This window comes from Microbacterium deferens (assembly GCF_045517775.1).
Classification (GTDB): domain Bacteria; phylum Actinomycetota; class Actinomycetes; order Actinomycetales; family Microbacteriaceae; genus Microbacterium.
This window is the reverse complement of sequence record NZ_JBEUWT010000002.1, coordinates 149,059-174,980: the sequence shown is the minus strand read 5'-3', so window position 1 is coordinate 174,980 and position 25,922 is coordinate 149,059. Positions and strand designations below refer to the sequence as shown.

At 70.0% G+C, this 25,922-nt stretch carries 22 protein-coding genes and 1 tRNA gene; 6 read left to right on the top strand and 17 right to left on the bottom strand.

All coding sequences use genetic code 11. The features are described 5' to 3' along the window. The first annotated feature begins 47 nt into the window (after positions 1-47). A complete protein-coding gene (gene fdhA, locus ABTU82_RS11075; RefSeq protein ID WP_407173508.1) occupies positions 48-1,268 on the top strand; it encodes a formaldehyde dehydrogenase, glutathione-independent in 1,221 nt (406 codons plus the stop codon). A gap of 27 nt (positions 1,269-1,295) precedes the next feature. Here fdhA and ABTU82_RS11070 read toward each other — a convergent pair whose 3' ends face one another. After that, positions 1,296-2,183, bottom strand: coding sequence for a LysR family transcriptional regulator ArgP (locus tag ABTU82_RS11070; RefSeq protein WP_116647807.1), 888 nt, complete (start codon positions 2,181-2,183; stop codon positions 1,296-1,298). Positions 2,184-2,252: 69 nt separating this feature from the next. Here ABTU82_RS11070 and ABTU82_RS11065 point away from each other — a divergent pair, with 69 nt between their 5' ends. Then, on the top strand, positions 2,253-2,909 hold the full coding sequence (locus ABTU82_RS11065; protein ID WP_407173507.1) for a LysE/ArgO family amino acid transporter: 657 nt from the start codon (positions 2,253-2,255) through the stop codon (positions 2,907-2,909). Between the two features lie 31 nt (positions 2,910-2,940). Then, the gene (locus ABTU82_RS11060) at positions 2,941-3,216 is read left to right on the top strand and encodes an acylphosphatase (protein ID WP_116647805.1); all 276 of its coding nucleotides are present in this window, start codon (positions 2,941-2,943) and stop codon (positions 3,214-3,216) included. A gap of 58 nt (positions 3,217-3,274) precedes the next feature. Here ABTU82_RS11060 and rplA read toward each other — a convergent pair whose 3' ends face one another. From rplA to gabT, 10 genes are all read right to left on the bottom strand, one after another. Further along, a complete protein-coding gene (gene rplA, locus ABTU82_RS11055) occupies positions 3,275-3,967 on the bottom strand; it encodes a 50S ribosomal protein L1 (protein WP_121149939.1) in 693 nt (230 codons plus the stop codon). A gap of 13 nt (positions 3,968-3,980) precedes the next feature. Beyond that, complete coding sequence (gene rplK, locus ABTU82_RS11050) at positions 3,981-4,412, bottom strand: 50S ribosomal protein L11 (RefSeq protein ID WP_116647803.1); 432 nt, start codon at positions 4,410-4,412, stop codon at positions 3,981-3,983. A 143-nt stretch (positions 4,413-4,555) separates the two neighbouring features. Beyond that, a complete protein-coding gene (gene nusG / locus ABTU82_RS11045) occupies positions 4,556-5,677 on the bottom strand; it encodes a transcription termination/antitermination protein NusG (RefSeq protein ID WP_116647802.1) in 1,122 nt (373 codons plus the stop codon). Between the two features lie 62 nt (positions 5,678-5,739). After that, entirely contained in the window at positions 5,740-6,018 is a 279-nt protein-coding gene (gene secE / locus ABTU82_RS11040; protein ID WP_116647801.1) for a preprotein translocase subunit SecE, read from the bottom strand. A 45-nt stretch (positions 6,019-6,063) separates the two neighbouring features. Next, positions 6,064-6,136, bottom strand: a tRNA-Trp gene (locus ABTU82_RS11035). Positions 6,137-6,438: 302 nt separating this feature from the next. Continuing rightward, the gene (locus tag ABTU82_RS11030; protein ID WP_407173506.1) at positions 6,439-7,800 is read right to left on the bottom strand and encodes an NAD-dependent succinate-semialdehyde dehydrogenase; all 1,362 of its coding nucleotides are present in this window, start codon (positions 7,798-7,800) and stop codon (positions 6,439-6,441) included. Next, positions 7,797-9,380, bottom strand: coding sequence for an APC family permease (locus ABTU82_RS11025; protein ID WP_407173505.1), 1,584 nt, complete (start codon positions 9,378-9,380; stop codon positions 7,797-7,799). The genes ABTU82_RS11030 and ABTU82_RS11025 overlap by 4 nt, the downstream gene beginning before the upstream one ends. After that, on the bottom strand, positions 9,377-10,264 hold the full coding sequence (locus ABTU82_RS11020) for a universal stress protein (RefSeq protein WP_116647798.1): 888 nt from the start codon (positions 10,262-10,264) through the stop codon (positions 9,377-9,379). Before ABTU82_RS11020 ends, ABTU82_RS11025 begins: the two co-directional genes overlap by 4 nt. Next, the gene (locus ABTU82_RS11015; protein ID WP_407173504.1) at positions 10,261-11,664 is read right to left on the bottom strand and encodes a flavin monoamine oxidase family protein; all 1,404 of its coding nucleotides are present in this window, start codon (positions 11,662-11,664) and stop codon (positions 10,261-10,263) included. The genes ABTU82_RS11020 and ABTU82_RS11015 overlap by 4 nt, the downstream gene beginning before the upstream one ends. A 111-nt stretch (positions 11,665-11,775) precedes the next feature. Then, positions 11,776-13,128: a 4-aminobutyrate--2-oxoglutarate transaminase gene (gene gabT, locus ABTU82_RS11010; protein ID WP_407173503.1), complete on the bottom strand. Its 1,353-nt coding sequence runs from the start codon at positions 13,126-13,128 to the stop codon at positions 11,776-11,778. Positions 13,129-13,261: 133 nt separating this feature from the next. Between gabT and ABTU82_RS11005 the strand changes: the two genes are divergently transcribed. Beyond that, entirely contained in the window at positions 13,262-14,800 is a 1,539-nt protein-coding gene (locus ABTU82_RS11005; RefSeq protein ID WP_407173502.1) for a PucR family transcriptional regulator, read from the top strand. Positions 14,801-14,879: 79 nt separating this feature from the next. Here ABTU82_RS11005 and ABTU82_RS11000 read toward each other — a convergent pair whose 3' ends face one another. The 6 genes from ABTU82_RS11000 to ABTU82_RS10975 all read right to left on the bottom strand — a co-directional run bounded on the left by ABTU82_RS11000 (position 14,880) and on the right by ABTU82_RS10975 (position 22,743). Then, positions 14,880-16,019 carry a LacI family DNA-binding transcriptional regulator gene (locus ABTU82_RS11000; protein ID WP_116647794.1) on the bottom strand — a complete coding sequence of 380 codons (1,140 nt, stop codon included), beginning with the start codon at positions 16,017-16,019 and terminating at the stop codon, positions 14,880-14,882. Then, positions 16,019-17,902 (bottom strand): glycoside hydrolase family 3 protein, encoded by a 1,884-nt coding sequence (locus tag ABTU82_RS10995; protein ID WP_407173660.1) that lies wholly within the window; start codon positions 17,900-17,902, stop codon positions 16,019-16,021. The genes ABTU82_RS11000 and ABTU82_RS10995 overlap by 1 nt, the downstream gene beginning before the upstream one ends. A gap of 29 nt (positions 17,903-17,931) precedes the next feature. Then, positions 17,932-18,828, bottom strand: coding sequence for a carbohydrate ABC transporter permease (locus tag ABTU82_RS10990; protein WP_116647793.1), 897 nt, complete (start codon positions 18,826-18,828; stop codon positions 17,932-17,934). A 13-nt stretch (positions 18,829-18,841) separates the two neighbouring features. Next, positions 18,842-19,783, bottom strand: coding sequence for a carbohydrate ABC transporter permease (locus tag ABTU82_RS10985; protein ID WP_116647792.1), 942 nt, complete (start codon positions 19,781-19,783; stop codon positions 18,842-18,844). A 4-nt stretch (positions 19,784-19,787) separates the two neighbouring features. Then, on the bottom strand, positions 19,788-21,050 hold the full coding sequence (locus ABTU82_RS10980) for an extracellular solute-binding protein (protein WP_407173501.1): 1,263 nt from the start codon (positions 21,048-21,050) through the stop codon (positions 19,788-19,790). 214 nt (positions 21,051-21,264) lie between these two features. Continuing rightward, the gene (locus ABTU82_RS10975; RefSeq protein ID WP_407173500.1) at positions 21,265-22,743 is read right to left on the bottom strand and encodes a helix-turn-helix domain-containing protein; all 1,479 of its coding nucleotides are present in this window, start codon (positions 22,741-22,743) and stop codon (positions 21,265-21,267) included. A 138-nt stretch (positions 22,744-22,881) separates the two neighbouring features. On the opposite strand from ABTU82_RS10975, the gene aceA reads away from it, so the two are divergent. Then, positions 22,882-24,198: an isocitrate lyase gene (aceA, locus tag ABTU82_RS10970; RefSeq protein ID WP_407173499.1), complete on the top strand. Its 1,317-nt coding sequence runs from the start codon at positions 22,882-22,884 to the stop codon at positions 24,196-24,198. Positions 24,199-24,285: 87 nt separating this feature from the next. After that, positions 24,286-25,917, top strand: a complete 1,632-nt coding sequence (gene aceB, locus ABTU82_RS10965; protein ID WP_407173498.1) for a malate synthase A — start codon at positions 24,286-24,288, stop codon at positions 25,915-25,917. Positions 25,918-25,922 lie beyond the last annotated feature (5 nt).

Here is a 25,922-nt window from a genome sequence, read left to right as displayed (position 1 = left end):
GCATCGGCGCGCGACGATGCGCGCCCCCTCACGAAGGAGCGACGAAGATGTCGACGAACCGAGCGGTTGCGTACAAGGGTCCTGGTGTCGTGGAGGTCATCGACACCCCGTATCCGGAGTTCGTATTGAAGGACGGGCCGGGGGTGAATCCCGCGAACGTCGGACGGAAAGTTCCTCACGGAGCGATCCTCCGCACCGTCGCCACCAATATCTGCGGATCCGACCAGCACATGGTGCGCGGGCGCACGACCGCTCCCGAGGGGCTCGTGCTCGGCCACGAGATCACCGGCGAGGTCATCGAGGTCGGCCCCGATGTGGAGTTCGTCAAGGTCGGCGACATCGTCTCCGTCCCGTTCAACATCGCCTGCGGTCGATGCCGCAACTGCAAGGAGGGCAAGACGGGCATCTGCCTCAACGTGAACCCCGATCGCCCGGGCAGCGCCTACGGGTACGTCGACATGGGCGGATGGGTCGGCGGCCAAGCCGAGTACGTGCTCGTCCCCTACGCCGACTGGAACCTGCTCGTCTTCCCCGACCGCGAGCAGGCTCTCGAGAAGATCCTCGACCTCACCATGCTTTCCGACATCTTCCCGACGGGATTCCACGGCGCCTACACCGCGGGGGTGCGTCCGGGATCCACCGTGTACATCGCCGGTGCCGGGCCCGTCGGTCTCGCCGCCGCCGTCTCCGCCCAACTCCTGGGCGCCGCCGTGGTCATCGTCGGCGACCTGAACGAGGAACGCCTCGCCCAGGCTCGGTCGTTCGACTGCGAGACGGTCGACGTCTCGAAGGGCGATCCGAAGGATCAGATCGTGCAGATCCTCGGGGTTCCGGAAGTCGACTGCGCGGTCGACGCCGTGGGGTTCGAGGCTCGCGGTCACGGTTCCGACTCGGCGCAGGAGGCACCGGCGACGGTGCTGAACTCGCTGATGGACCTCACCGCGGCGGGCGGCGCGCTCGGCATTCCGGGGCTCTACGTGACGGGCGACCCCGGTGGCGTGGACGAAGCCGCGAAGGTCGGCTCGCTCTCGCTGCGACTGGGACTCGGCTGGGCGAAGTCGCTGTCGTTCACCACCGGTCAGTGCCCGGTCATGCGGTACAACCGTCAGCTCATGATGGCGATCCTGCACGACAAGGTGCAGATCGCCACGGCCGTCCACGCCACCCCGATCACTCTCGACGAAGCCCCGCAGGGCTACGCCGACTTCGACAGTGGCACGGCCCGCAAGTACGTGCTCAACCCGAACGGGTACATCACGGCGGCCTGACCGCGTCGCCCAGCGGGCGGTGGGCGTTCAGTGAGCGAGCACCCGCCGCCCCTCGGCGACCACCTCGTCGGCGATGGCGTCGAGCAGGTCGGACGTGAGGTTCCACTGCTGCCAGTAGAGCGCGACGTCGATCGGCGGGCCACCCAGGGCGACGAGCCCGCCCGTCCGCAGATGCGCCTCCGATTGGAAGCGCGGCAACAGCCCCCACCCCAGTCCGCGTACGACCGCTTCGGCGAACTCGCTCGACGCCGGCACCAGGTGTCGTGGAGGCGCCGACGGGTCGACATCGTTCGCCGACAGCCATCGCGACTGCAGATCGTCGCGCCGATCGAAGTCGACCACCGGGGCGGCGGTGAGCGACGCCGCATCCACGCCCCCGGCGAACCACCGGGCCGCGAACGATGCGCCGGCGACGGCCTCGTAGCGGAGCACCCCCAGCGCGCGGACGCGGCATCCGCCCACCGGCTCCGCACGCGAGGTCACGGCCCCCATCACCGTGCCCGATTCGAGAAGACCCGCGGTGAAGTCCTGGTCGTCGCGGTGCAGCTCGAACACGATGCGCCGGCGTTCGGCGAGACGGGCGAGCGGCGCCAGGAACCAGGTTGCGAGGGAGTCGGCGTTGACGGCGAGGGGCACGACAGCCGTCGCCCCCTCGTCTTCGTCGCCGATCTCGGCGAGGGCGTCGTGCTCGATGAGTGCGAGCTGGCGGGCGAGGCGCACGACCGCCTCCCCCGCGTCGGTCGCCCGCACGGGCTTGGAGCGCACGAGCACCACGCGACCGAGGCGGTTCTCGAGCGCGCGGATGCGCTGACTCACGGCCGACGCCGTGATGTGCAGGCGGCGAGCGGCCGCCTCGAGGGTGCCCTCGTCGATGACCACGGCGAGAGTGCGGGCGAGGTCGAGCGGGATCTGCATGAAGCAAAGCTAATGGCAGCGAAGAATATTGAGCTGTACGTGATATCTCCGCGCACGTAGCGTCGGAGCGTGCTCACCTCGTTCTTCGCCGGCGTCGGACTCGGCCTCTCTCTCATCGTGGCGATCGGGGCGCAGAACCTCTTCGTGCTGCGTCAGGGGCTCCGGCGCGAGTTCGCCCTCACGGTGGCGCTCGTCTGCGCGGCCTCGGATGCGCTGCTCATCGCGGTCGGCGTATCGGGTATCGGGCTCGTGCTGGCGGCCGTGCCCTGGGTGATCGACGTCGTGCGGTGGGCGGGTGCCGCGTTCCTGCTCTGCTACGGGCTCCTCGCCGCACGCCGCGCCTGGCGCCCGGGCGGTGCGACGCTGCGCGTCGAGGTCGCGCCCGCCCACGGGAGGGCGGATGCTGCGCCCGCCGCCACAGCGCTGGCGACGCGACCGCGTCTGGCTCCCGTGGTGCTGACGTGCCTGGCGCTGACGTGGCTGAACCCCCACGTCTACCTCGACACGGTGTTCCTGCTCGGTTCGATCGCCACCGCGTACGGCGATACCCGGTGGGTCTTCGCCGCGGGAGCCATGATGGCGAGCGTGGCCTGGTTCTTCGCGCTGGCCTTCGGCTCGCGTTACCTCAGCCGGTGGCTCGCAACCCCCCGCGCGTGGCGGATCCTCGACGGGGTGATCGCCGTCGTGATGATCGCGTTGGCGGTCAGTCTGGTGCTCCCGCACTGACAGGGCGCCGGGCGTGCGGCACGATGGGCAGATGCGCCGCATCCGTGTCGTCGTCCGAGGTCTGGTCCAGGGGGTCGGGTACCGCTATTCGGCGGGCCGTTTCGCTCGACGCGCCGAGGTGGCGGGGTGGGTGCGAAACAGAGCGGACGGATCGGTCGAGGCCGAGGTGGAGGGCTCGGGCGAGCAGATCGACGCGATGCTCGCCTGGATGGCGCACGGGCCGCCGGGCGCCCGCGTCGACGACCTCCAGGTCACCGACATCCCCGCAATCGGCGCGGGCGGATTCGAGATCCGCGACACGGCCTGACGGCAGACGCGAAGAGGGCCCCACCGGAGACCGGTGAGACCCTCTTGTACGCGATGCGTCAGACGATGGCGTTGACGTCCAGCGGAATGCCGGGGCCGAACGTGGTCGACACCGCACCCTTCTGGATGTAGCGGCCCTTCGAGCTCGACGGCTTCAGGCGAACGACCTCTTCGAGAGCCGCGGCGATGTTCTCGTCGAGCTGCTCGGCCGAGAACGACGCCTTGCCGACGACGAAGTGCACGTTGGCGTGCTTGTCGACGCGGAACTCGATCTTTCCGCCCTTGATCTCCTCGACGGCCTTGGCCGGGTTGGGGGTCACGGTGCCGGTCTTCGGGTTCGGCATCAGGCCGCGGGGGCCGAGCACCTTGCCGAGACGACCGACCTGGCCCATGAGCTCGGGGGTCGAGACGGCGGCGTCGAACGACGTGTAGCCGCCGGCGACCTTCTCGATGAGCTCGGCTCCGCCGACCTCGTCGGCGCCGGCTGCGATGGCAGCCTCGGCCGCGGGACCGGTGGCGAAGACGATGACGCGGGCGGTCTTACCCGTGCCGTGGGGCAGGATGACGGTTCCGCGAACCATCTGGTCGGCCTTGCGGGGGTCGACGGCGAGCTTCAGCGCGACCTCGACGGTCGAGTCGAACTTCGCCGAGCCGGTCTCCTTCGCGAGGGCGACAGCCTCGGTGGGGGTGTAGAACTTGTCCGCCTCGATCTTGGCGGCAGCGGCCTGGAAGGCCTTGGACTTGGTAGCCATATTCGTATTCCCCTCAGCCCTCGACCGTGATGCCCATGGAACGGGCGGTGCCGGCGATGATCTTCGACGCGGCCTCGATGTCGTTCGCATTGAGGTCGGGCTGCTTGGTGGTCGCGATCTCGCGCACCTGCTCCTTGGTGAGCTTGCCCACCTTGGTGGTGTGCGGGGTCGGCGAGCCCTTGGACAGTCCGGCGGCCTTCTTGATGAGCTCGGCGGCCGGCGGGGTCTTCAGGATGAACGTGAAGCTGCGGTCCTCGTAGACGGTGATCTCGACGGGGATGACGTTGCCGCGCTGGGCCTCGGTCGCCGCGTTGTACGCCTTGCAGAACTCCATGATGTTGACGCCGTGCTGACCGAGCGCCGGACCGATCGGCGGCGCGGGGTTGGCGGCGCCGGCCTTGATCTGGAGCTTGATCAGGCCGGTAACCCTCTTCTTGGGTGCCATTTCCTTTTCCTTTCATCGAACGATTCGGGCCCTTCGACAGGCTCAGGGACCGAATCCGTTCTCCCGCACGTCCGGCATCTCCGGGCAGCGGTTCCCCTTCTCGGACCCTTCGACAGGCTCAGGGACCGAGAGGAAGTCTGTGGTTACTGCTTGGTGACCTGGTCGAACGACAGCTCGACCGGGGTCTCGCGCTCGAAGAGCGACACGAGCACCGTGAGCTTGCCGCTCTCGGGCTTGATCTCGCTGATCGAACCGGGAAGACCCGCGAACGAGCCCTCCTTGATCGTGATCGTCTCGCCGATCTCGAAGTCGACCTCGGTGACGACGCTGCGCGCGAGCGGCTGGCCGCCCTTCGTGGCGCCGGCTTTCGCGGGAGCGACCTCCTTGACCTCGACGAGGCTCTTCAGCATGTTGAAGGCCTCTTCGAAGCGGAGCGGGGTCGGGTTGTGCGCGTTGCCCACGAAGCCCGTGACGCCGGGCGTGTGACGCACGACCGACCAGGTGTCTTCGTTGAGCTCCATGCGCACGAGCACGTAGCCGGGGATCCGGACGCGCGTGACCATCTTGCGCTGACCGTTCTTGATCTCGACGACGTCCTCCATCGGGACCTCGACCTGGTAGATGTCGTCCTCGACCTCGAGCGTGGACTTCCGCTGCTCGATGTTGGCCTTCACCTTGCGCTCGAACCCGGCGTAGGAGTGGATGACGTACCACTTGCCCGGAAGCATCCGCAGATCCATGCGGAACTCTTCGTACGGGTCGGCGTCCTCGTCGCTCTCACCGTCGGCCGGGGCCTCGGCGGCATCGGCGGGCGAGACGGATGCTTCGACGTCGTCGACGACGGACGCCGCAGCATCCACGTCCTCGACGAAGTCCTCGTCGAGCACAGGCGCGTCGGGCTCTCCATTGACGTCGGGACCGTCGTAGGGGGCGACCTCGTCAGCAGCCTCGGCGGAACGCTCGGCGACGTCGTCTTCGAGCGACTCGGTGAGCACCTCGGCGGCGGCCTGGGCCTCGGCGGCCTGGTCGATCTCGAGCGCGTCATTCACGACCGCGTCGGCTTCGGGGTCGTCGACCTCGATCTCGTCGAGACCGTCGCTCTCATCGGAGCCGTTCTCGTCTTCGATGTGCAGGGCGACCTGCTCGGCGGGTGCGACGGAGCGCTCCTCGGCGGCGAGCTGGTTGCCTTCCTGGGCTTCGTCGTCCTCGCTGGACTGCTCGGCCGCGGTCGCCCAGTCGGCGTCGTCGGTGAATCGTTCTGACACTTGTGTTCTCTTCCGTTCGTGGTGCGAGCGCTCGACGCGCTCCGCGGGCGCAGAAGCGCCGCTCAGGGGACGGTGCCGCCCGGTACGCCGAACACGACGCTCGTGACCCAGACGAAAAGCACGTCGAGCCCGTAGACCAGCGCCATCATCACGACGACGAAACCGAGCACGACTGCCGTGAACTTCAGCAGCTCCTGACGGGTCGGCGTGACGACCTTGCGAAGCTCTGCGAAGACCTGGCGGATGAAGATGACGATGCGCAGGAAGAAGTTGGGCTTCTTCTCGCGCGGCGCGTCACGCTTGGCGACGACGTCGCCGCCCGCCGGCTCATCCTGGACCATCGAACTCACCTGAGTACCTTCCGTGTGTCAGCGTGCGCTGACGCGCAGGGCGGACAGGAATCGAACCTGCAACCTGCGGTTTTGGAGACCGCTGCTCTGCCAATTGAGCTACCGCCCTAAGGCCATGCGGCCCGGGATGCCCACAGTCTTCCACCCTGACCTGACCGGGAATTGTCGTCCCGACCCGCGGGCACGGCGAAAGAATGCAGACTTCAACTGCTCCATCCAGTCTATGCCATGCCCCCGGCGGTGGCGAACCGGGCGCCCAGATCGTCGAGTCGCCGCATCCGAGTCGCTCCGGCGAGCCCTTCCCGAGACGCGGGCAATCGGGCCGCACGCGGGCAATGCGGGTGCATATGCCCGCGTGCGGACCGAAAGCCCGCGCGTCGCGCGAGGTGCCGACTCAGGATGCTGCGGGGCTCAGCCGATGCGGATGAGCTTCTTGTTCACGAACTCGTCCGCGGCCAGCAGGCCCAGCTCGCGGGACGTGCCGCTGCGCTTCACGCCGCCGAAGGGCAGCTCGGGCGAATCGGCGAGCACGAGGTTGACGTAGACCATGCCGGCGTCGAGACGGTCGGCCACGCGCTCGGCCTGCTCGGCGTCGGTGGTGAAGACGTACGACCCGAGCCCGAACGGGGTGTCGTTCGCGAGCTCCACCGCCGCATCCTCGTCGGCGACGCGGTACACCGCGCCGACGGGGCCGAAGAACTCCTCGCTGTAGGCGTCCATGTCGCGCGTGACCCCGGTGAGCACGGTCGGTGCGAAGAACGCCCCGTCACGCGTGCCGCCGGTCACCACCGTGGCCCCCTGCGCGACGGCGCGGTCGACCTGCTCGGCGAGGCGTTCGGCGGCCACCAGCGACGACAGCGGACCGAGCACCGTGTCGTCGGCGTCGGGGTCTCCGACCTTCGCGCCGCTCATCTGGGCGGTGAACTTCTCCAGGAACGCGTCGTACAGGTCGTCGACCACGATGAAGCGCTTCGCGCCGTTGCACGACTGCCCGGTGTTGTCCAGGCGCGCGCCGACGGCGGCCTCCACCGCCGCGTCCAGGTCGTCGGTGGACAGCAGGATGAAGGGGTCGGATCCGCCGAGCTCGAGCGCGACCTTCTTGAGGTTGCGCCCGGCGACCTCGGCGACGGCGGCTCCGGCGCGCTCCGATCCCGTGACCGAGACACCGTGCACGCGGGGATCGGCGATGATGTCGGCGGCCTGCTCGTTCGTGACGCGCAGGTCGACGTAGGCGCCGTCGGGGAAGCCCGCGTCGCGGTAGATCGCCTCGATCGCGAGGGCCGACTCCGGGCACTGGGGCGCGTGCTTGAGCAGGATCGTGTTGCCGATCGCCAGGTTCGGCGCGGCGAAGCGGGCCACCTGGTAGTACGGGAAGTTCCACGGCATGATGCCCAGCAACGCCCCCAACGGAGACCGCCGGATGACCGCGGTGCCCTCACCGAGGATGTCGATCGGCTGGTCGGCGGTGATCCGATCCATCTGGTCGGCGTAGAACTCGGTGATGTCGGCGGCGAAGCCGACCTCCTCGAGCGCGGCCGCGTGCACCTTGCCCATCTCGCGCACGATGATCGCGGCGAGATCGTCGGCGCGATCGCGGTGCAGCTGAGCGGCCCGGCGCAGCAGCTCCGCCCGCTCGGCGGGTGCGGTGGCGGCCCAGGTGCGGGCCGCAGCATCCGCCCGCCGCACCGCGTCGTCGACGGCCGCGTCGTCGAAGGTGTCGTAGGTGGCGAGGGTCTCGCCGGTGGCGGGGTTCACGACGGCGTAGTCGGTCATGGCTTCTCCGATCGGTTGGCTGCGGTCTGGCGCCGGCGACGAGCGCTCGGCGGGGCGTCGAGCGACAGGGTCTCGCCCCGGAAGAAGGCGGGGCGACGGATCGCCTGCCACACCATGATGACGATCCCGAGCACGATGATGGTCACGCCGAGCACGAACACGAGCCCGACGCCGAAGACCGACGAGCCGCTGCCGTACTCGGGGTCCATGCTGTCGATGAGGGTCGTCACGAACAGCACGGCGAGAATCACCCCGCCGATGAGCGGGAAGAGGAACGTGAAGAAGACGTTTCGCACCGAGTCGAACCATTGCTTGCGGAAGTACCAGACGCACGCGAACGCGGTCAGGCCGTAGTAGAAGCAGATCATCATGCCGAGGGTCAGGATCGTGTCGGTCAAGACGCTGACCGAGACGAACCGCATGACCGCATAGAAGACGGATGCGACGATGGCCGCCGCGATCGTGGCGTACCCCGGCGTGAAGAACCGCGGGCTGACCGTGGCGAACTGCGGCGGAAGCGCTCCGTAGTGCCCCATCGCGAGGAGCGTGCGGGCCGGCGAGACGAACGTCGACTGGAGCGACGCCGCCGAGCTCGTCAGCACCGCGAGCGAGACGAGGAACGCCAGCGGCCCCATGATCGGTCCCGAGAGGTGGAAGAACACGTTGTCGCTGATGTCGGAGTTGCCGAGTCCGAGCTCGCCCGTGCCGACACCCGCGAACATGATGAGCGAGATCGACAGGAGCAGGTAGAGCACCACGATCGTGATGACCGTGATGGTCGCCGCGCGCCCCGGCGTCTTGTCGGGATCCTTCGTCTCCTCGTTCATCGTGAGGGTGACGTCCCACCCCCAGAAGATGAAGATCGACAGCGAGAGCCCGGCGGCGAACGCGCTGAACGACGACACCGCGAACGGGTTGAACCAACTCCAGTCGACGGGCGTGGCGTCGAACGCGTTGCCCGAGGCGACGTGCACGATCGCGGCGATGGCGAAGACGACGAGCACGAGCACCTGGAAGCCGACGAGAACGTACTGCAGCTTCTGCGTCGTCTGCATGTCCCGGTAGGAGACATAGGTCGCGCCCAGCACGAACAGCAGACAGACGATGACGTTGACGAGCGGGTCGGCCGCGATCTCGGCGATGCCCGGGTTGTTCGTGATCTGCGCGATGAGGAGGAAGAGGAAGTCGACCGCGATGCCGGCGAGATTCGACAGGACGATCACCGTCGCCGCGATCAGGCCCCACCCCGCCATCCAGCCGATCCACGGCCCGAAGGCGCGCGAGGCCCAGGTGAACGACGTGCCCGAGTCGGGCATGCGGTTGTTCAGCTCGCGGTAGCCGAAGGCGACGAGCAGCATCGGGATGAAGCCCACGAGGATGATCGCGGGCACCTGCACGCCGACCTCCGAGGCCGTGGGGCCGAGCGCTGCGGTCAGCGTGTAGGCCGGCGCGATGCACGAGATGCCGATCACGATGGCGCCGATGAGGCCCACCGTCCCGGCCGAGAGCCCCTTGCCGGAGAGGCCGCCGGCCTCGGCGCCGGCGGTGGGGGCGAGCGGGGTGCCTTCTGGAGCGGTCATCGTCGATCTCCTTCGGTGGCGCGGGTACGGGGCACGACCAGGAGCGGCACGGGGAGTTCGTGCAGCATCTTCGCCGCGGTGGATCCGAGGAACAGCCGTCGCGGCTGCGCGAGGCGCGACGAACCCACGACGGCGATCTCGCCCGGGTCCCAGGCCGCCGCGCCGACGGCGTCTTCGATGCTCTCTCCGCGGGCGACGACGGCGTCGGCGGCCAGCCCCTCGGGCAGTGCTTCTCGCGCCCGGCCCAGCACGCCTTCGGCATGCTCGGAGCCGGCGACGCGGATGGCGGCGGTATCGAGGCCGGCGGGCAGGTCGATCGTCTCGATCGAGATGAGCCTCAGCGGGACGGATGCCGCCGTCGCGAGCGAGACGCTCTCCTCCAGCAGCACGTCGGCGCCCGGCCGGGTGCCGACGAACGTGGTGACGCGGGTGAGCGCGGTCGCCGGATCGAGCAGCCGCGACCCCTCCGGGGCCAGCGCCACCGGCACGTCGGAGGAGTGCAACAGCTCGCTCGCGACGCTTCCGAGCCGGTGTCGGCCCCGGATCCCCCCGTTGGCCGCCCCCACGACGATGCACCGGGCACCGAGCTCGTCGGCTGCGGTGATGAGGCCCTCGGCGAACGACTCGGCGTACCTCAGGTGCGTGCGGTGGCGCGCGGCATCCGCGATCTTCTCGACCGCCCCCGCCAACCACGTCTCCGCCTGCTCGCGGAGGTGCCGGACGTACCCGGCGTCGGGCGGCACGATGGCGTTCCGCGACTCGTCGGGCAGGACGAGCACGACCTCGAGGGGCGCACCCGAGGCACGGGCGAGGCGGGCACCGAGGGCGAGGGCGTCGTCCCCGGCGTCGGTGGCGGTGTAGCCGACGACGATCGGCGCGCTCATGCGCCCGCCTCGCTCTCGGCGGCGTCGGAGCGCGAGGTCAGGATCTCGGATGCGGCGTGCCGCCCCATGCGAATCGCCCCGTCGACGTGCTGGTAACCGGGACCGGCGATGTCGCTGCACGCGAAATGGATCGGACCGACCGGCTCGCGCAGGTATCGGCCGTAGCGGGCGAGTCCGCCGATGTCGAAGCTCGCGGCGTAGGCCCCGCGGGTCCACTCCTCGGTGCCCCAGTCGCTCTCGTAGTAGACGACCGGGTTCTTGGCCTCTTCGCCGTAGTAGTGCGAGAGGGATTCGAGGATGCGCTCCTTGCGCTCCTCGGCCGACAGGCGGAACAGGTCATCGGCGGTGCGATCCGAGACGAAGCCGACGAGCGTGCCGCGCTCGTCGCCGTGGTTGCTGTTGTCGTAGGCCTCGTGCGAGAGCTCGTAGGGGCTGAACGCGGTGCCCGACAGGCCCTTGTCGCGCCAGAACGGGGTCTCGTACACCGCGTGCACCTTGATGACGAACCCCATCGAGATGTGCTGGTGCATCTGGTGCTGCAGCCGCGGAAGCGGCGGCACGAACGAGATGCGCGGGTAGAGCACCGGCGCGAGCGCGAGGATCGCGTGGCGGGCCCGCACGGTCATACCGTCGGCGATGGCGATGACGCCTCCCCCGGTCGCTGAGCTCGTCGAAGCGTCCCACTCGAGGGAGCGAACCGGCTGCCCGAGGAAGACGTCGTCGCCCAGGCGCTCCGCGAGGAGGAGCGGCACCTGCTGGAGCCCGCCGACGACCCGCTTGTCGAGGATGAAGTCGGCGTCGACGAGGTGGGAGTACGACCCGGCAGAGGCCGCCATGAGCAGCGACGCCAGCAGCGAGAAGGAGTGCGTCGGCTTGGTCAGCATGGCCGATCCGGTCGCGAACGCGAGGTTGCGCACCGCCTCGTCGTCGTCGGTCTGCGCGCGCAGCCACGCGTCCCACGACACGGCGTCCCACTCCGCCGCCTTCTCGTGCGCCCACGGCCGATCCGGGTCGATCTGGGCGACCATCGCGTCGAGGCGCTCGGTGATCTCGGCGATGGTGCGCTCGGTGTCGGCGCTGACCGGGAACATCTCTCCGGTGAAGCGGTGCGCCACACCGTCGGGGCCGACGTAGACGCTCTCCCCCTCGCGGTACCGGCTGAAGGTCTCGAGCCCGAGGTCGGCGACGGTCTCGATGAGGGCGTCCTGATCGGGCGAGACCCACTGCCCGCCGAGCTCGAGCATCGCGCCGTCGATGACGTCGGTCCACAGCCGCCCGCCGACGCGGTCGCGCGCCTCGAGCACGGCGACCGACAGCCCGGCCTTGCGCAGCTCGTTCGCGGCGGTGAGGCCCGCGGCCCCCGCGCCGACGATGACGACGTCTCTGGTGATCTCGGTCATGGGCTGTGCCTTTCTTCGCTGAACGGTGTCGGTCGGGGCGCTGCCCCGGGCATGTCCCGATTCCTGCAAGGATTCGCCGCATTCCTTACGGGCAGCGGGACATTGGTCCTGCTATGCGGCGGCGAGGGCTGCCGCGACGACGTCGAGGCCCTCGTCGAGCAGGTGGTCGGGGATCGACAGGGGCGGGAGGAAGCGGATCACGTTGCCGTACGTGCCGCAGGTGAGCACGATCACGCCCTCGGCGATGCACGCCTTCGCCACCGCCCCGGCGAGCGCCGCGTCGGGCTGGCCTGTGGTCGGATCGACGAACTCCGCGGCGATCATGGCCCCGCGCCCGCGCACGTCGCCGACACGGGGATCGGACGACTGGATGCTGCGCAGACGCCCGACGAGCACCTCGCCCACCTCGCGCGCCCGGGCCGAGAGGTCTTCGTCCTCGAACGCCTGGATGGCGGCGAGCGCGGCGGCGCAGGCGATCGGGTTGCCGCCGTAGGTGCCGCCGAGGCCCCCGGCGTGGGCGGCGTCCATCAGCTCGGCGCGCCCCGTCACCGCGGCCAGCGGCAGACCGCCGGCGATGCCCTTCGCGGTGGTGACCAGGTCGGGCACGATGCCGAACAGGTCGCTGGCGAACATCGCGCCGGTGCGGGCGAAGCCGGACTGCACCTCGTCGGCGATGAAGACGACGCCGTTCGCGCGGCACCAGTCGACGATGGCCGGGAGGAACCCGTCAGCGGGCACGATGAAGCCCCCCTCGCCCTGGATCGGCTCGATGAGGACGGCAGCGAGGTTGTCGGCGCCGATCTGCTTCTCGATGAGCGAGATGGCCTTGGCCGCCGCATCCGCCCCGCTCAGTCCGTCGCGGAACGGGTACGACATCGGGGCGCGGTACACCTCGGAGGCGAAGGGGCCGAAGCCGCTCTTGTAGGGCATGCTCTTCGCCGTCAGCGCCATCGTGAGGTTCGTGCGCCCGTGGTAGGCGTGATCGAAGGCGACGACAGCCTGTCGCCCGGTGGCCTTGCGGGCGATCTTCACCGCGTTCTCGACGGCCTCCGCACCGGAGTTGAACAGGGCGCTCTTCTTCTCGTGGTCGCCGGGGGTGAGGCGGTTCAGCGCCTCGGCGACGGCCACGTACGACTCGTAGGGCGAGATCATGAAGCAGGTGTGGGTGAACTGCGCGACCTGCGCCTGCACGGCCGCGACGACCGCGGGGTGCGCGTTGCCGACCGTGGTGACCGCGATGCCCGACCCCAGATCGATGAGCGAGTTGCCGTCGGCGTCGACCACCACGCCGCCGCCGGCTGCCACGGCATGGATCGGCACCGTGTGGCCGACCCCGGATGCCACGGCCGCGGCCTTGCGAGCCAGCAGCTCTTGCGAGGCGGGTCCGGGGATGGGGGTGACGAGCCGGCGCTCCTGCGGAAGCGACGGGCCGCCGACGAGGGGGGCGTGATCGGTGAGGCTCATGGTCGGATGCTACGGACCGGGCCGCGCACCGCTGAATCGCCTCCGTGTACATTCGTCAGCGTCGTTGTGTACGCGCTGTCGAAACGGCACGGTGCAACAGGCGCTTGTAGAACAGACCGTCGAGGAGGACCCCGTGGACCGAGCGATCGACCGGCCGACGCTGCGCGCCCTGCTGGCGCGGACCGACCTGCGGCTGACCCTCGCGACGGCAGCGGACGATCTCGGGCCCGACGCCCTCGACCGCCCCGTGCAGTGGGTGCACAGCACCGACCTGCTCGATCCGACGCCGTTCCTCTCGGAGGGGCTCGTGCTGCTGACCACGGGCACCCAGTTCGTCGCCGCCCCCGATGACGCGGCCCTGTACGACGGGTACGTCCGGCGCCTGCGCGATCGGGGCGTGGCCGCGCTCGGTTTCGGCACCGAGGTCGTGCGCGACGGCATCCCCCCGCTCCTCACCGCCGCCTGTCGCCGTGAGGGGATGCCGCTGTTCGAGGTGCCCTACCGCACGCCGTTCATCGCCGTGGCGCGCGCGAACGCCGAGACCATCGCCGCCGGCGACTTCGCCCGCCGCAGCTGGGCGCTCGCGGCGCAGCGCGCGGTGTCGTTGGCCGCCCTCCGCCCCGACGGCCTCTCGGCGACGCTGGCGGAGCTCGCCCGCCAGCTCGACGCCTGGGTCGGGCTCTTCGACCCGTCGGGGTCGCTGCGCCGCGAGCACCCGGCCGACGCCCTCGACGCCGAGACGCGCCGCGCACTCGAGTCGGAGGTCGGGGCGGTGCTGCGCCGCGGAGCACGCGCGGGCTCGTCGCTGCAGATCGGTGGCACACCCTTCTCGCTGCAGACCCTCGGCCGCGGCGGGCACCTCCGCGGCGTCATCGCGATCGCCGGCGGAGCGCTCGATGCCGAGGGGCGCGCCGTCGTGACCTCCGTCATCGCCCTCGCGGGTCTCGCGCTCGAGCAGAACGACGGGGTCGCCCGAGCGCGGGCTCTGCTGCGCGGAGGGGTGGTCCACGCGCTGCTCGCCGGCGATGTCGTGCTCGCGCGGCGCTTCGGTCGGGAGCTGTGGGGCGGGCTGCCCTCGACCCCCGTCGTCGTCGGGATCGCCGACGCCGCGTCGGCGGCCGCCGACGCCGCCGCCGAGTGGCTCGAAGGACGCGCGGCCGAAGCGCCGGGAACGGTGCTGTTCGGCCGCGGTCCGCACGGGCTCGTCTTCGCGATGGCCGAGTCGGCCGAAAGCCTCGCCGACGGGCTCGCCGACCGCTTCGGCGCACGCGTCGGTCTGTCCAGCGCCGTGTCGTACGCGGGCTTCGCGCAGGGGCACGACGAGGCCTGGTCGGCGCTGCGGCGCGGCGGGGCCGGTGTGTCGACGTTCGGCGATGTCGCCGCATCCGGCATCCTCGGCGCCCTCGATACCGACGTCGCCCGCCTGGTCGCCGCATCCGCTCTCGCACCCCTCGTCGACCACGACCGCGCGCACGGCACGGAGCTGGTCGCCACCGCCCGCGCGTGGCTCGAGAACGACGCGAGACTGGATGCGACCGCGACCGCCCTGGGGGTGCACCGCCACACGGTGCGCGCGCGCATCGGGCTGGTCGAGCGCACCCTCGGCGTCGACCTCACCGCGTTCCCGGCCCGCGCCGAGCTGTGGGCGGCGCTGCAGGTCGCGCAGCGCTGACGCCGGTACCCGTCGAGAGTCCACAACACCCGGACGACACCCTCGCGCGTTCCGGGTGTCGTGGACTTTCAGCGGGGGGCTACGGGCAGCCGCACGACCCGCGCACGACGAGACGCGGGGCGAAGACGACATCGAACGGGCGACCGTCGGCGGGGGCGGCGCCGGCCGTTCCCGCCAAGATGCGTGCGGCGGCGCGACCCATGGCTTCCATGGGTTGACGCACGGTCGTCAACGGCGGGTCGGCGAGACGGGCGGCGAGCGTGCCGTCGAAGCCGGTCACGATGACGTCGTCGGGCACGCGCAGGCCCTCCGCGGCGAGTGCGTCCATCGTGGCGAAGGCGTGCTGGTCGGTCGCGCACACCAGGGCGCGCGGCATCCGGCCCCGCTCGATCAGCGCGCGCAGGTGCGGCACGAGCTCGTCGTCGCCGCGCACCGTCGCGTCGACCGGGTCGAGACGGGGACGGATGCCGCGGGCCTGCGCGGCCGCGATGAGGCCCGCGAAGCGCTCGACGGTGTCGGAGGCCTCGGGGCGCCCCACGAACGCCACGTCGTCGACACCGTGCACGTCGACGAGGTGGTCGACGATGTCGCTCATCCCCCGGGCGTTGTCGACGCGCACCCGGTGGTGCGGATCGTCGGCGGGGGCGACGCTGAAGAGAACGATCGGGATCGTCGGGGCGTACCGGGCGAGGGTGGGCGCCGTCTGGGGCGAGGGGAAGATCGCCAGGCCGTCGACGCGCCCGGCGGTGTCGGCGACCGAGACGTCGCTGCTCGAGCCGCTGCTGAGCATCACCGGGCGCCCGAGCGACCAGCATTCGAGCTCGAAACCGCGCTGCACCTCGTCGACGTAGAGCGGGAAGGCCCGAGGGTCGGCGAGCACGTCGTCGTCGGTCTCGCCCCACTCGATCACGCGGTCGGTGTCGAGGCGAGGACTCTGCAGCCCCACCAGCGGTCTCGTCTCGGAGAGCGGGTCGGCGCGCTCCAGCAACAGGTCGAACGCGTGGAGGCCGAGCGTCCCGGTGCGGCCGCGCGCGAGGCCGCGCGCCGCCGCACTCGGGGCGTAGCCCAACCTGCGGGCGGCATCCAGAACGCGCTGGCGTGTTCCGTCGCTGAGCTTGTCGGGGCGACGGAAGGCGAACGAGACCGAGGCGATGGAGACCTGAGCCGCCTCGGCCACGTCGTACACCGTCGGCCGGCGGCTCGCCTCCCCATCGCTCATCAGCGGGCGTTCTCCTTCAGGTCGACGACGCGCGACACCGTCAGATCCAGCCCGAAGTGGACGGGGAAGACAGGGTCACCGGTGTCCGACGGTACATCCTCGCGGGAGTGGCGCACGGCATCCATCGATCGGGGGATCTCGATCGGCAGCCGTCCGCGCGGTGGCACACGGCCCGTCAGCGCGTCGATCACCGCGGCCGACGAGCTGCCGTAGTCGGCGACGAGCGCGGCCGCGTGGCCCACGAACGGCGTGAGGATCGCCGGGCGGTCGAGGGTGACGACGAGCACGAGCGGGCACGCGGCCGCGATTCGCCGCAGCCGGTAGACGAGCCCGGGCGCGAAGTCGAGCGACCCCTGGTGGAACCACGCCTCGAGGAAGAGGTCGTCGCGAGGCTCGGAGGGCGCGGCGATCCGCACGAGCGCCACATCGGCGTCGGCCGGATCGGCGACGACACGGCCGAGCTCGGCCACGTCGTCGTCGCGGAACCCCTCGACGTACACGGTCGAGACCGGCCGAAGCGGCAGGACCGGCTCGCCTTCGCGCGCATCGTTGACGAGGATCGTCAGCGATCGCGACTGTGCCTCCTCGCCGCGCGCGCGGAACTCGGGGTTGCCGACGATGCGCTCGGCCTCGTCGACGTCGACGTACGGGTCGTCGAAGAGCCCGAGCTGGAACTTCACCAGCAGGATGCGGCGCGCCGACGCATCGACGCGGGCCTCGGTGACGCGCCCCGCGCGCACGAGGTCGACGAGCATCTCGACGCACTCCTCGCCGCCGAACTGGTCGGCTCCGGCGTCGAGGATCTTCTCCATGCGCTCGGGCGCCGACAACTGCTCGACCCCCCACGCACGCGCCGGCAGCACCTGGTCGCCGACGTGGTTGTCGTTGACGAGCTCCCAGTCGGTGACCACGACACCGTCGTAGCCCAGCTCTTCGCGCAGGAGACCGGTGATGATCTGGCGGTTGTACCCGAAGCCGACCTCCTCGATCGCGACGCCGCCGCGCTCGAGCCCCACGGGCATGCCGTAGTAGGGCATCATCGCCGCGGTGCCGCGGCGGATCGCCTCGCGGAACGGCTCGAGGTGGTAGTCGAACATGCCGCCGGGGTAGACCTGCTCGCGGCCGTACGGGAAGTGCGCGTCCTCGCCGTCCAGCTGGGGCCCGCCGCCGGGGAAGTGCTTGGTGGTGCACGCCACACTGTCGGGGCCGAGGCGGTCACCCTGGAAGCCGGCGAGGTAGGCCGCGGTGAATTCCGACACCCGCGCAGCATCCTGTCCGAACGTCTGCGCCTGCCGACCCCAGCGCGGCTCGGTGGCCAGGTCGATCTGCGGGTGGAGAGCCGCGCGGATGCCGACGGCCCGGTACTCACGGCGGGCGATCTCGGCGAACTCGCGAACGGTCTCGACGTCGTCGAGAGCGGCCAGCCCCAGCCCTTCGGGCCACTGCGAGAACGGGCCCGCCGAGAAGGCGACGCCGGTGTTCTCGACGAACGCGTGCCGCGGATCGGTGCTGATCGTCACGGGGACGCCGTGCGGGGTCGTCTCGGCGAGCGCCTGCAACCGGTTGTTCCACTCGGCCGCCTGCCGCGCGGTGCGGATGGCGTGCACGTTGAAGTGGGTCATGTTCTTGCCGACGACGACCTCGGTGGTCGCCGACTTCGAGATACGACCCGGTGTCTCGAGCAGCTCGCCCTCGTCACCGACCTCGATGACGGTCTGGAAGAGCAGACCGCACTTCTCCGCGAGACTGAGTCGCCCGAGGAGGTCGGAGGTGCGCTCCTCGGCGCTCAGGCGGGGGTCTTCGTACGGGTCCATCACGCCGTTGCCGTTGAGATCGCGGAAGCGCGTGCCGTCGGGGGCGTGGAGGAAGGAGGCGGGAGTCATCGGGTCCTTTCCGACCGGATCGGGAGTGGTCATTTCAGGCCCGTCGAGGCGATGCCCTGGATGAAGTAGCGCTGGAGGAACACGAACAGCACGATGATCGGGGCGATCACCAGCACGGAGCCGGCCAGGAGAAGCCCGTAATCGGTCGCGTTCTGCCCGGTCGAGTACAGCGACAGCGCAACGGGCAGGGTGTACATGCCCTCGCTCTGCGCGGCGACCAGCGGCCACAGGAAGTTGTTCCACGACGCCAGGAACGTGAGGATGCCGAGGGTCGCCAGCGGCGGCCCGCACAGCGGCATCACGATGCGGGCGAACACGCGCAACTCCCCCGCCCCGTCGATGCGCGCGGCCTCGAGGAGAGAGTCGGGGATTCCGAGCATGAACTGCCTCATGAGGAAGACGCCCAGCGGGGTGGTGACGAACGGCAGGATGAGCGCGGCGTAGCTGTTGACCAGTCCGAGCGAGGACACCATGACGAACAGCGGCACGAAAGTGACGACACCCGGCACCATGAGAGTCAGCATGACGACGAGGAACAGCGCCCTCTTCCCGGGGAAGTCCATCTTGGCCAGCGCGTAGCCGACCATCGAGCAGAACACCAGGTTGCCGAGCACGGTGAACAGCGCCACCAGCACGCTGTTGCCGAAGAACTGTCCGAAGTTGAGCTCGCCGAACCAGGCGGTGAAGTTGTCCCAGGTGAACTCCTGCGGCCACCATGTGGGCGGGCGCTGCAGGATCTCGCGTTGCGTCTTGACCGACCCCAGCAGCATCCAGGCGAACGGCACCAACCAGACCAGCAGGCCGACGACGAGCACGGTGTAGGTGAGCACGCGACCCGACATCCCGCGCCGCTGGGGACGGCGGGGCGGACGAGCGCGTTCTTCGGGCGTGAGTGCGGCGGGCGCCGCCGCAGTGGTGAGAGCCATGTCGATCTCCTCGTCAGTCCTTCGAGCGCAGCAGGCGGAACTGCACGAGGCTCAGCAGCGCGATGGCCAGGAACAGGATGTAGCTGGCCGCGGACGCGGCGCCGTATTCTCCGAAGCCGAACTGCTTGAACGTGTAGTAGGCCACCGAGAGGGTGGAGTTGAGCGGGCCGCCCTGCGTCATCACGAACGCTTCTTCGAAGAACTGCAGGAACCCGACGGAGATGAGCACCGCGCCCAGCAGCAGCGTCGGACGCAGCAGCGGCAGGGTGATGGAGGTCAGACGCCGCCATGCGGAGGCGCCGTCCATCAGGGCGGCCTCCTTCACGTCGACGGGGATCGCCTGGAGGCCGGCGAGGAAGATCACCATGAGGGTTCCGACGTTGCGCCACACTGCCATCGCGATCAGCGACGGGAGTGCCCACGTGGTGTCGTTGAGCCAGTCGGGACCCTGGATGCCGACCACCGCGAGGGCGGCGTTGAGCAGGCCCTCGGGCTGAAGGATGTAGCGCCAGACCACCGAGACGGCGACGATGCTCGTCACGACGGGGGCGTAGAAACCGACGCGCAGCACCGAGACGACCCGGCCTCGGCCGGAATTCAGCGCGAGTGCGAGGGCGAGCGCCAGCGCCATCGTGACGGGGATGCCGACGATCACGAAGGTGCCGGTGACGGTGAGGGAGGTCAGGAACACCGGGTCGCCGAGCACGGCCGCGTACTGCTCGAGCCCGACGAAGTTCACGGAGAAGGGCGAACGGATGTCGGCGGCGCGGAAGTCGGTGAACGACATCGCGAACGATCCGACGATCGGCACGACCATGAACAGCGCGAAGACGATGACGAAGGGCAGGGCGAAGCCCCACGCGATCCATCCCTGACGGCGCCGACGGCTCACGCCGCCGCGCACCGGGGTGCGACCCGACCGGAGCCCGGTCGCACCCGCGAGTGCCTGCGTCATGACGTCAGTCCAGTCCGAGGGAGTCGGCGGTGGCCTGGAGCTCGGCGAGACCGTCGGCCGGGCTCAGCTGGCCCAGGCGGATCTTCTCGAGCATCGCGTCACCGGCCGCTGCGACCTGCACCCACGTGGTGGTCACCGGAACCGACTTCGCCGTCTCCAGCTGCGTGCCGAAAGCCGCGAGGGTCGCCGACCCACCGAGGGCGTCGTCGTCCCAGGCTGCCTGCACCGCCGGGAGATCGCCGGTCGCCTCGTACCACTTGACCTGCGTCTCGGGCTGCGACAGCCACTGCGCGAGCTTCCAGGCACTCGCGGCGTTGTCGGAGTTGTCGAACACGGCGAGGTTCGCACCGCCACTGAACGACGTCGAAGACTCCCGGGTGGGAAGGACCGCGGTGCTGAACTTCTCGGAGAAGCCCTCGCCGCCCAGCTGCTCGAGCTGACCGATCAGGAAGGGGCCGTCGATGAGCATCGGGGTCGCGCCGGAGATGAAGTCGGCTTCCTGCGCACCCGCCGAACGGTCTGCGGCCGGGTTCGAGACACCGTCGGTGAAGTAGCTCTGGTAGTACTCGTACGCCTCGACGGCCTCGGGGCTGTCGAGCGTCCACTCCGAGCCGTTCTCGAGCTCGACGCCGTTGGACCACGGCATCCAGAGGGTTCCCTGGAACGAGTCGTTGCCGGCGGGGAAGCGGAGGCCGTACTCGGCGCCGCCCTTGGCCTGCATGTCGGAGGCCATCTGCTTCAGCTCGTCCCACGACGTGGGGGCCGTGGTCCAGCCGGCCTGGGCGGCGATGTCGGTGCGGTAGTAGAGCACGCGGGTGTCGACGTACCAGGGCATGCCGGTGGCCCGGTCGCCGATCATCGTCGAGTCGACCGCTCCCGGGAAGACGCCGTCGGTGTCGAGATCGGTCGGAACCGTCTGGAACGCGCTCTCGAAGTCGGCCATCCACGTCGACCCGACCATCGCGATGTCGGGGGTGTTGCCGCCGGCGATCGCCGTCTGGAACTTGCTGTAGGCGGCGTCCCAGGGAATGGCGGTGACCTCGACGTCGACGCCGGGGTTCGCCTCTTCGAACTCGGAGACGAAGCCGGGCAGGGCCTCGCCCTCGGCACCCATGGCCCACATCGTGATCGTGCCGGTGGCTTCGGCATCACCGATGGTGGATGCTTCGGCGGGGCCGGCGGCTTCGTCGGCGCTGCGACCGCACCCGGTGAGGGCGAGGGCTGCGGCGGCGATGAGGGCGACCGCGCTCAGTCGTGGGTGTTTCATCATGTTCCTCCTCGAACGTGCGCGCCCCGGTGGGGCCCGTGCTTCGTCTTCGAATCGTTTATGCGCTTAAACAGCGCGTTCAACAGAGTAGGTCGCGGCGGCGACGAACGCAACCGGCGGCGGCGCGACAGCGCTTCGGGGCGCGTTTTACCGCTCGGGGCGCGGAATCTCGTGCCCCGAGCTGAGAAGTACGCCCCAGACCGGCGGCGGGCGTTCACCGCGGGGCGTGGGCCTTGAGGAACTCGTACACGTCGGTCGCGTCGACCCCCGGGAAGGCCCCGGTCGGCAGGGTCGCTAGCAGCGTCCGGGGCGTCCGCACGGTGGGCCAGGAATTCTCCCGCCACGCGGCCTCCAACTCGGCGGGAGCACGACGGCAGCACACGTCGACCGAGTGCTTCGACACCCCGCGGTTGGGCGTGTCGCGCCCGAGGAACCATTTCGTGTCGTCGAACCGCACCCCCACGCTCACCGAGTGCTCCCCCTCGCTGGATGCTTCGACCCGGGCCGTGCACCAGTACGTGCCGTTGCCCGTGTCGGTGTACTGGTAATACGGGTTGAATCTGTCGTCGACGTCGAAGACCACGCGGCTCGTCCAGCGACGGCAGCACATCTGCCCCTCGATGGCCCCCAGCCGGTCGGTGGGGAAGTTCACGTCGTCGTTCTCGTAGGCCTTCGTGATCGTGCCCGACTCGTGCACCTTCAGGAAGTGCACGGGTATGCCGAGGTGCGTCGTGGCGAGGTTGGTGAAGCGGTGCGCCGCCGTCTCGTACGACACCGAGTAGGCGTCGCGGAGATCCTCGATGCTGATGGCGCGGGCCTGTTTCGCGTCGCGCAGGAACGGCACGGCGTGGGACTGCGGAACCAGCAGCGCTCCGGTGAGGTAGTTCGTCTCGACGCGCTGGCGCAGGAACTCCGCGTAGCTCGTGGGCTCGCTGTGCCCGAGGATGCGACTCGACAGCGCCTGCAGCACGGCGGTGCGCGGATCGCCCTTCGCCGTGAGGCGGCTCGAGAGGTACAGGCGTCCGTGGGCGATATCGGCGACGCTGCGGGTGGTCTGCGGGAGATCGGGCACGTAGTGCAGCGTGAAACCGAGGTGCCCGGCGATGTCGTTCGCCGTGCGCTGCGTCAGAGGACCACCGGGGTGGTCGACGGCGTCGAGGATCTCCTCGGCCCGCCGCTCGAGCTCGGGGAAGTAGTTGTCCTGCGTGCGCATCAGGCGGCGCAGCGCCACGTTGGCCCGCCGCGCCTCCTCGGGGGTCGCCGCGCGCTCGTCGCGCAGACGGTCGATCTCGCCCTGCAGCGCGAGCATCGCCCGCAGCACCTCGTCGGGCACGGTCTTGCCCACCCGGAACGGCTCGATGCCGAGCGCGGTGAAGGTCTGCCCGCGCATCGCCCGCTCCACGGCGATCTCGAGCGTCGAGCGCTCATCGAGGGTCTCCGACGCGAGGATCGCGTCGAGTGAGGTGCCGAGCGCGCGGGCGATCGACTGCAGCAGGGTGAGCTTGGGCTCGCGCCGCCCGTTCTCGATGACCGACAGCTGGCTCGGCGCGCGACCGACCGCGGCAGCGAGCTCGTCGAGGGTCATCCCCCGCTCGGAGCGGAGCTGACGGATACGGCGACCGATGGTGAGTGCGTCCACTCCTCCATCGTCGGAAGGATCGGATGCTGCGGGGAGACGAACGACGTCGTTCATCCCGGGATTCTGTCACGAAAACAGAATTCTCGAGATTCTTCTGCTGACTTTCCTCCGCAGGACCCCTCACTCTTCACGGATGGTGGGGGAAGAACCGGCGATGCATCGCAGCATCCGCCCCATCCCGAGGAGACGACGATGACGATCCAGGCCACGCCCGGCAGGGCGCCCCTCCGCCCCGGCGACCAGACCCAGACCGCTGCCGAACTGCGCGAGCTGTGGGACACCGATCCCCGCTGGGACGGCGTCGAACGCACCTACTCCGCCGACGACGTCGTACGCATTCGAGGAAGCGTGCGGGAGGAGAACACCCTTGCCCGGCGCGGCGCGGAGAACCTCTGGAACCTCCTGCACACCGAGCAGTACGTCCGCGCCCTCGGCGCCTACACCGGCGGCCAGGCCGTGCAGCAGGTGCGGGCGGGCCTGAAAGCCATCTACCTCTCGGGATGGCAGGTCGCCGCGGACGGCAACCTTTCGGGGCAGACCTACCCCGACCAGAGCCTGTACCCGGCCAACTCCGTGCCCGCGGTCGTGCGGCGCATCAACAACGCCCTGATCCGGCAGGACCAGATCGAGCACGCCGAGGGCACGACCAGCGCCGACTGGCTCGCCCCCATCGTCGCCGACGCCGAGGCGGGCTTCGGCGGACCGCTCAACGCCTATGAGCTCGCGCAGTCGCTCATCGAGGCCGGGGCCGCCGGCATCCACTGGGAGGACCAGCTCGCGAGTGAGAAGAAGTGCGGGCACCTCGGCGGCAAGGTGCTGGTGCCCACGCGACAGCACATCCGCACCCTCAACGCCGCGCGCCTGGCTGCGGACGTCGCGGGCGTGCCGACGGTCATCATCGCCCGCACCGACGCCCTGGCCGCCGACCTGCTCACCAGCGACGTCGACGAGCGCGACCGGGAGTTCACCACCGGCGAGCGCACCAGCGAGGGCTTCTACCGCGTGCGGCCCGGTCTCGACTCCGTCATCAGCCGAGGACTCGCCTTCGCCCCCTACGCCGATCTGCTCTGGGTCGAGACCGGCGAACCCGACATCGAGCTGGCCCGCGCGTTCGCCGCGGCGATCCACGAACGATTCCCGGGCAAGCTCCTCGCCTACAACTGCTCGCCGAGCTTCAACTGGAAACGCCACCTCGACGACGCGCAGATCGCCTCGTTCCAGGCCGAGCTCGCCGACCTCGGCTACAAGTTCCAGTTCATCACCCTGGCCGGGTTCCACGCCGTGAACCACGCGATGTTCGACCTCGCCAAGGGATACGCCGAGCGCGCCATGAGCGCGTACGTCGAACTGCAGGAGGCTGAGTTCGCCTCCGAAGCGCGCGGCTACACCGCGACCAAGCACCAGCGCGAGGTCGGCACGGGCTACTTCGACGCCGTCTCGACCGCGCTCAATCCCGACAGCGCCACCCTCGCGCTGGCGGGATCCACCGAAGCATCCCAATTCCACTGAGCATCCCTCGAGAGTCCACGACACCCGGACGACGCATCGCCCGCTCCCGGGTGTCTCGGACTCTCACCTCACAGACAGGACACGATCATGACCCTGCTCACCGAACCCCCACCCACCCTCGAGATCGCCGGCCCTCTCGGCGACCGCTATGACGAGATCCTCACGCCCGAGGCGATCGCCTTCGTCTCGGCTCTGCACGCGCGATTCGGCGGCCGGCGCCTCGACCGGCTCGCCGACCGCCTCCGCCGCCACTTCCAGATCGGCATCGGGCACGACCCGAGCTTCCGCGACGACACCGCCTACATCCGGGCCGACACGACGTGGCGGGTGGCGGGTGCGGGTCCGGGTCTCGAAGACCGCCGGGTGGAGATCACCGGACCGACCGACCCGAAGATGGCGATCAACGCGCTGAACTCCGGCGCCCGGGTCTGGCTCGCCGACCAGGAGGACGCGACCTCGCCGACCTGGAAGAACGTCATCGAGGGGCAGCTGACGCTCCGCGACGCGATCCGCGGGCAGCTGCAGTTCACCAGCGCGGAGGGCAAGCACTACGCGGTGACGGCCGAGCGTACGCCGACGATCGTCATGCGCCCGCGCGGCTGGCATCTGCCCGAGAAGCACCTGCGGTTCACCGACCGCGAGGGGCGCGAGCTCGCCGCATCCGGCTCGCTCGTCGACTTCGGGCTGTACGTCTTCCACAACGCGCAGGCGCTCATCGACGCGGGCCGGGGTCCGTACTTCTACCTCGCCAAGCTCGAGTCGGCACAGGAGGCGCGGCTGTGGGACGACGTCTTCTCGTTCAGCGAGCGCGCGCTCGGCATCGCGCACGGCACGATCCGCGCGACCGTGCTGATCGAGACGCTGCCGGCGGCATTCGAGATGGAGGAGATCCTCTACGCCCTCCGCGACCACTGCGCGGGACTCAACGCGGGCCGCTGGGACTACATCTTCTCGATCATCAAGAACTACCGGGGCCGCGGAGCCCGGTTCGTGCTGCCCGACCGCAGCGACGTGACGATGACCGTGCCGTTCATGAGGGCCTACACCGAGCTGCTCGTGACGACCTGCCACCGCCGCGGAGCCTACGCGATCGGCGGCATGAGCGCTTTCATCCCGAATCGCCGCGACCCCGAGGTGACCGCCCGCGCGTTCGAGAAGGTGGCGGCCGACAAGAAGCGCGAGGCCGGCGACGGCTTCGACGGCACGTGGGTCGCGCACCCCGACCTCATCCCAGTGGCGCGCGCCGAGTTCGACGCGGTGCTCGGCGACCGGCCGAACCAGGTCGGTCGGCGCAGCGCCCCGGCGACGGTCGACCGTGCGCGCGAAGAGGCGACGGCGAAGCGCCTGCTCGACGTGCACATCGGACTGCCGATCACGGCGGCCGGGGTGCGCGGCAACGTCGCCGTGGCCATCCGCTACCTCGAGGCGTGGCTGCGCGGTCAGGGAGCCGTCGCGATCGACAACCTCATGGAGGATGCGGCGACGGCCGAGATCTCGCGCTCGCAGGTGTGGCAGTGGATCCACCAGGACCGCACCACCGACGACGGCACCCCGATCACGCGGGACTACGTCGAGTCGCTCATCGCCGAGGAGCTCGCCGAAGCGGCACGCACGCCCGGCGATCGTTTCGACGACGCGGCCGCGCTCTTCCGGGAGGTCGCGCTGCGCGAGGAGTTTCCCGCGTTCCTGACGGTGCCCGCCTACACGAAGTACCTGTAGCGGCC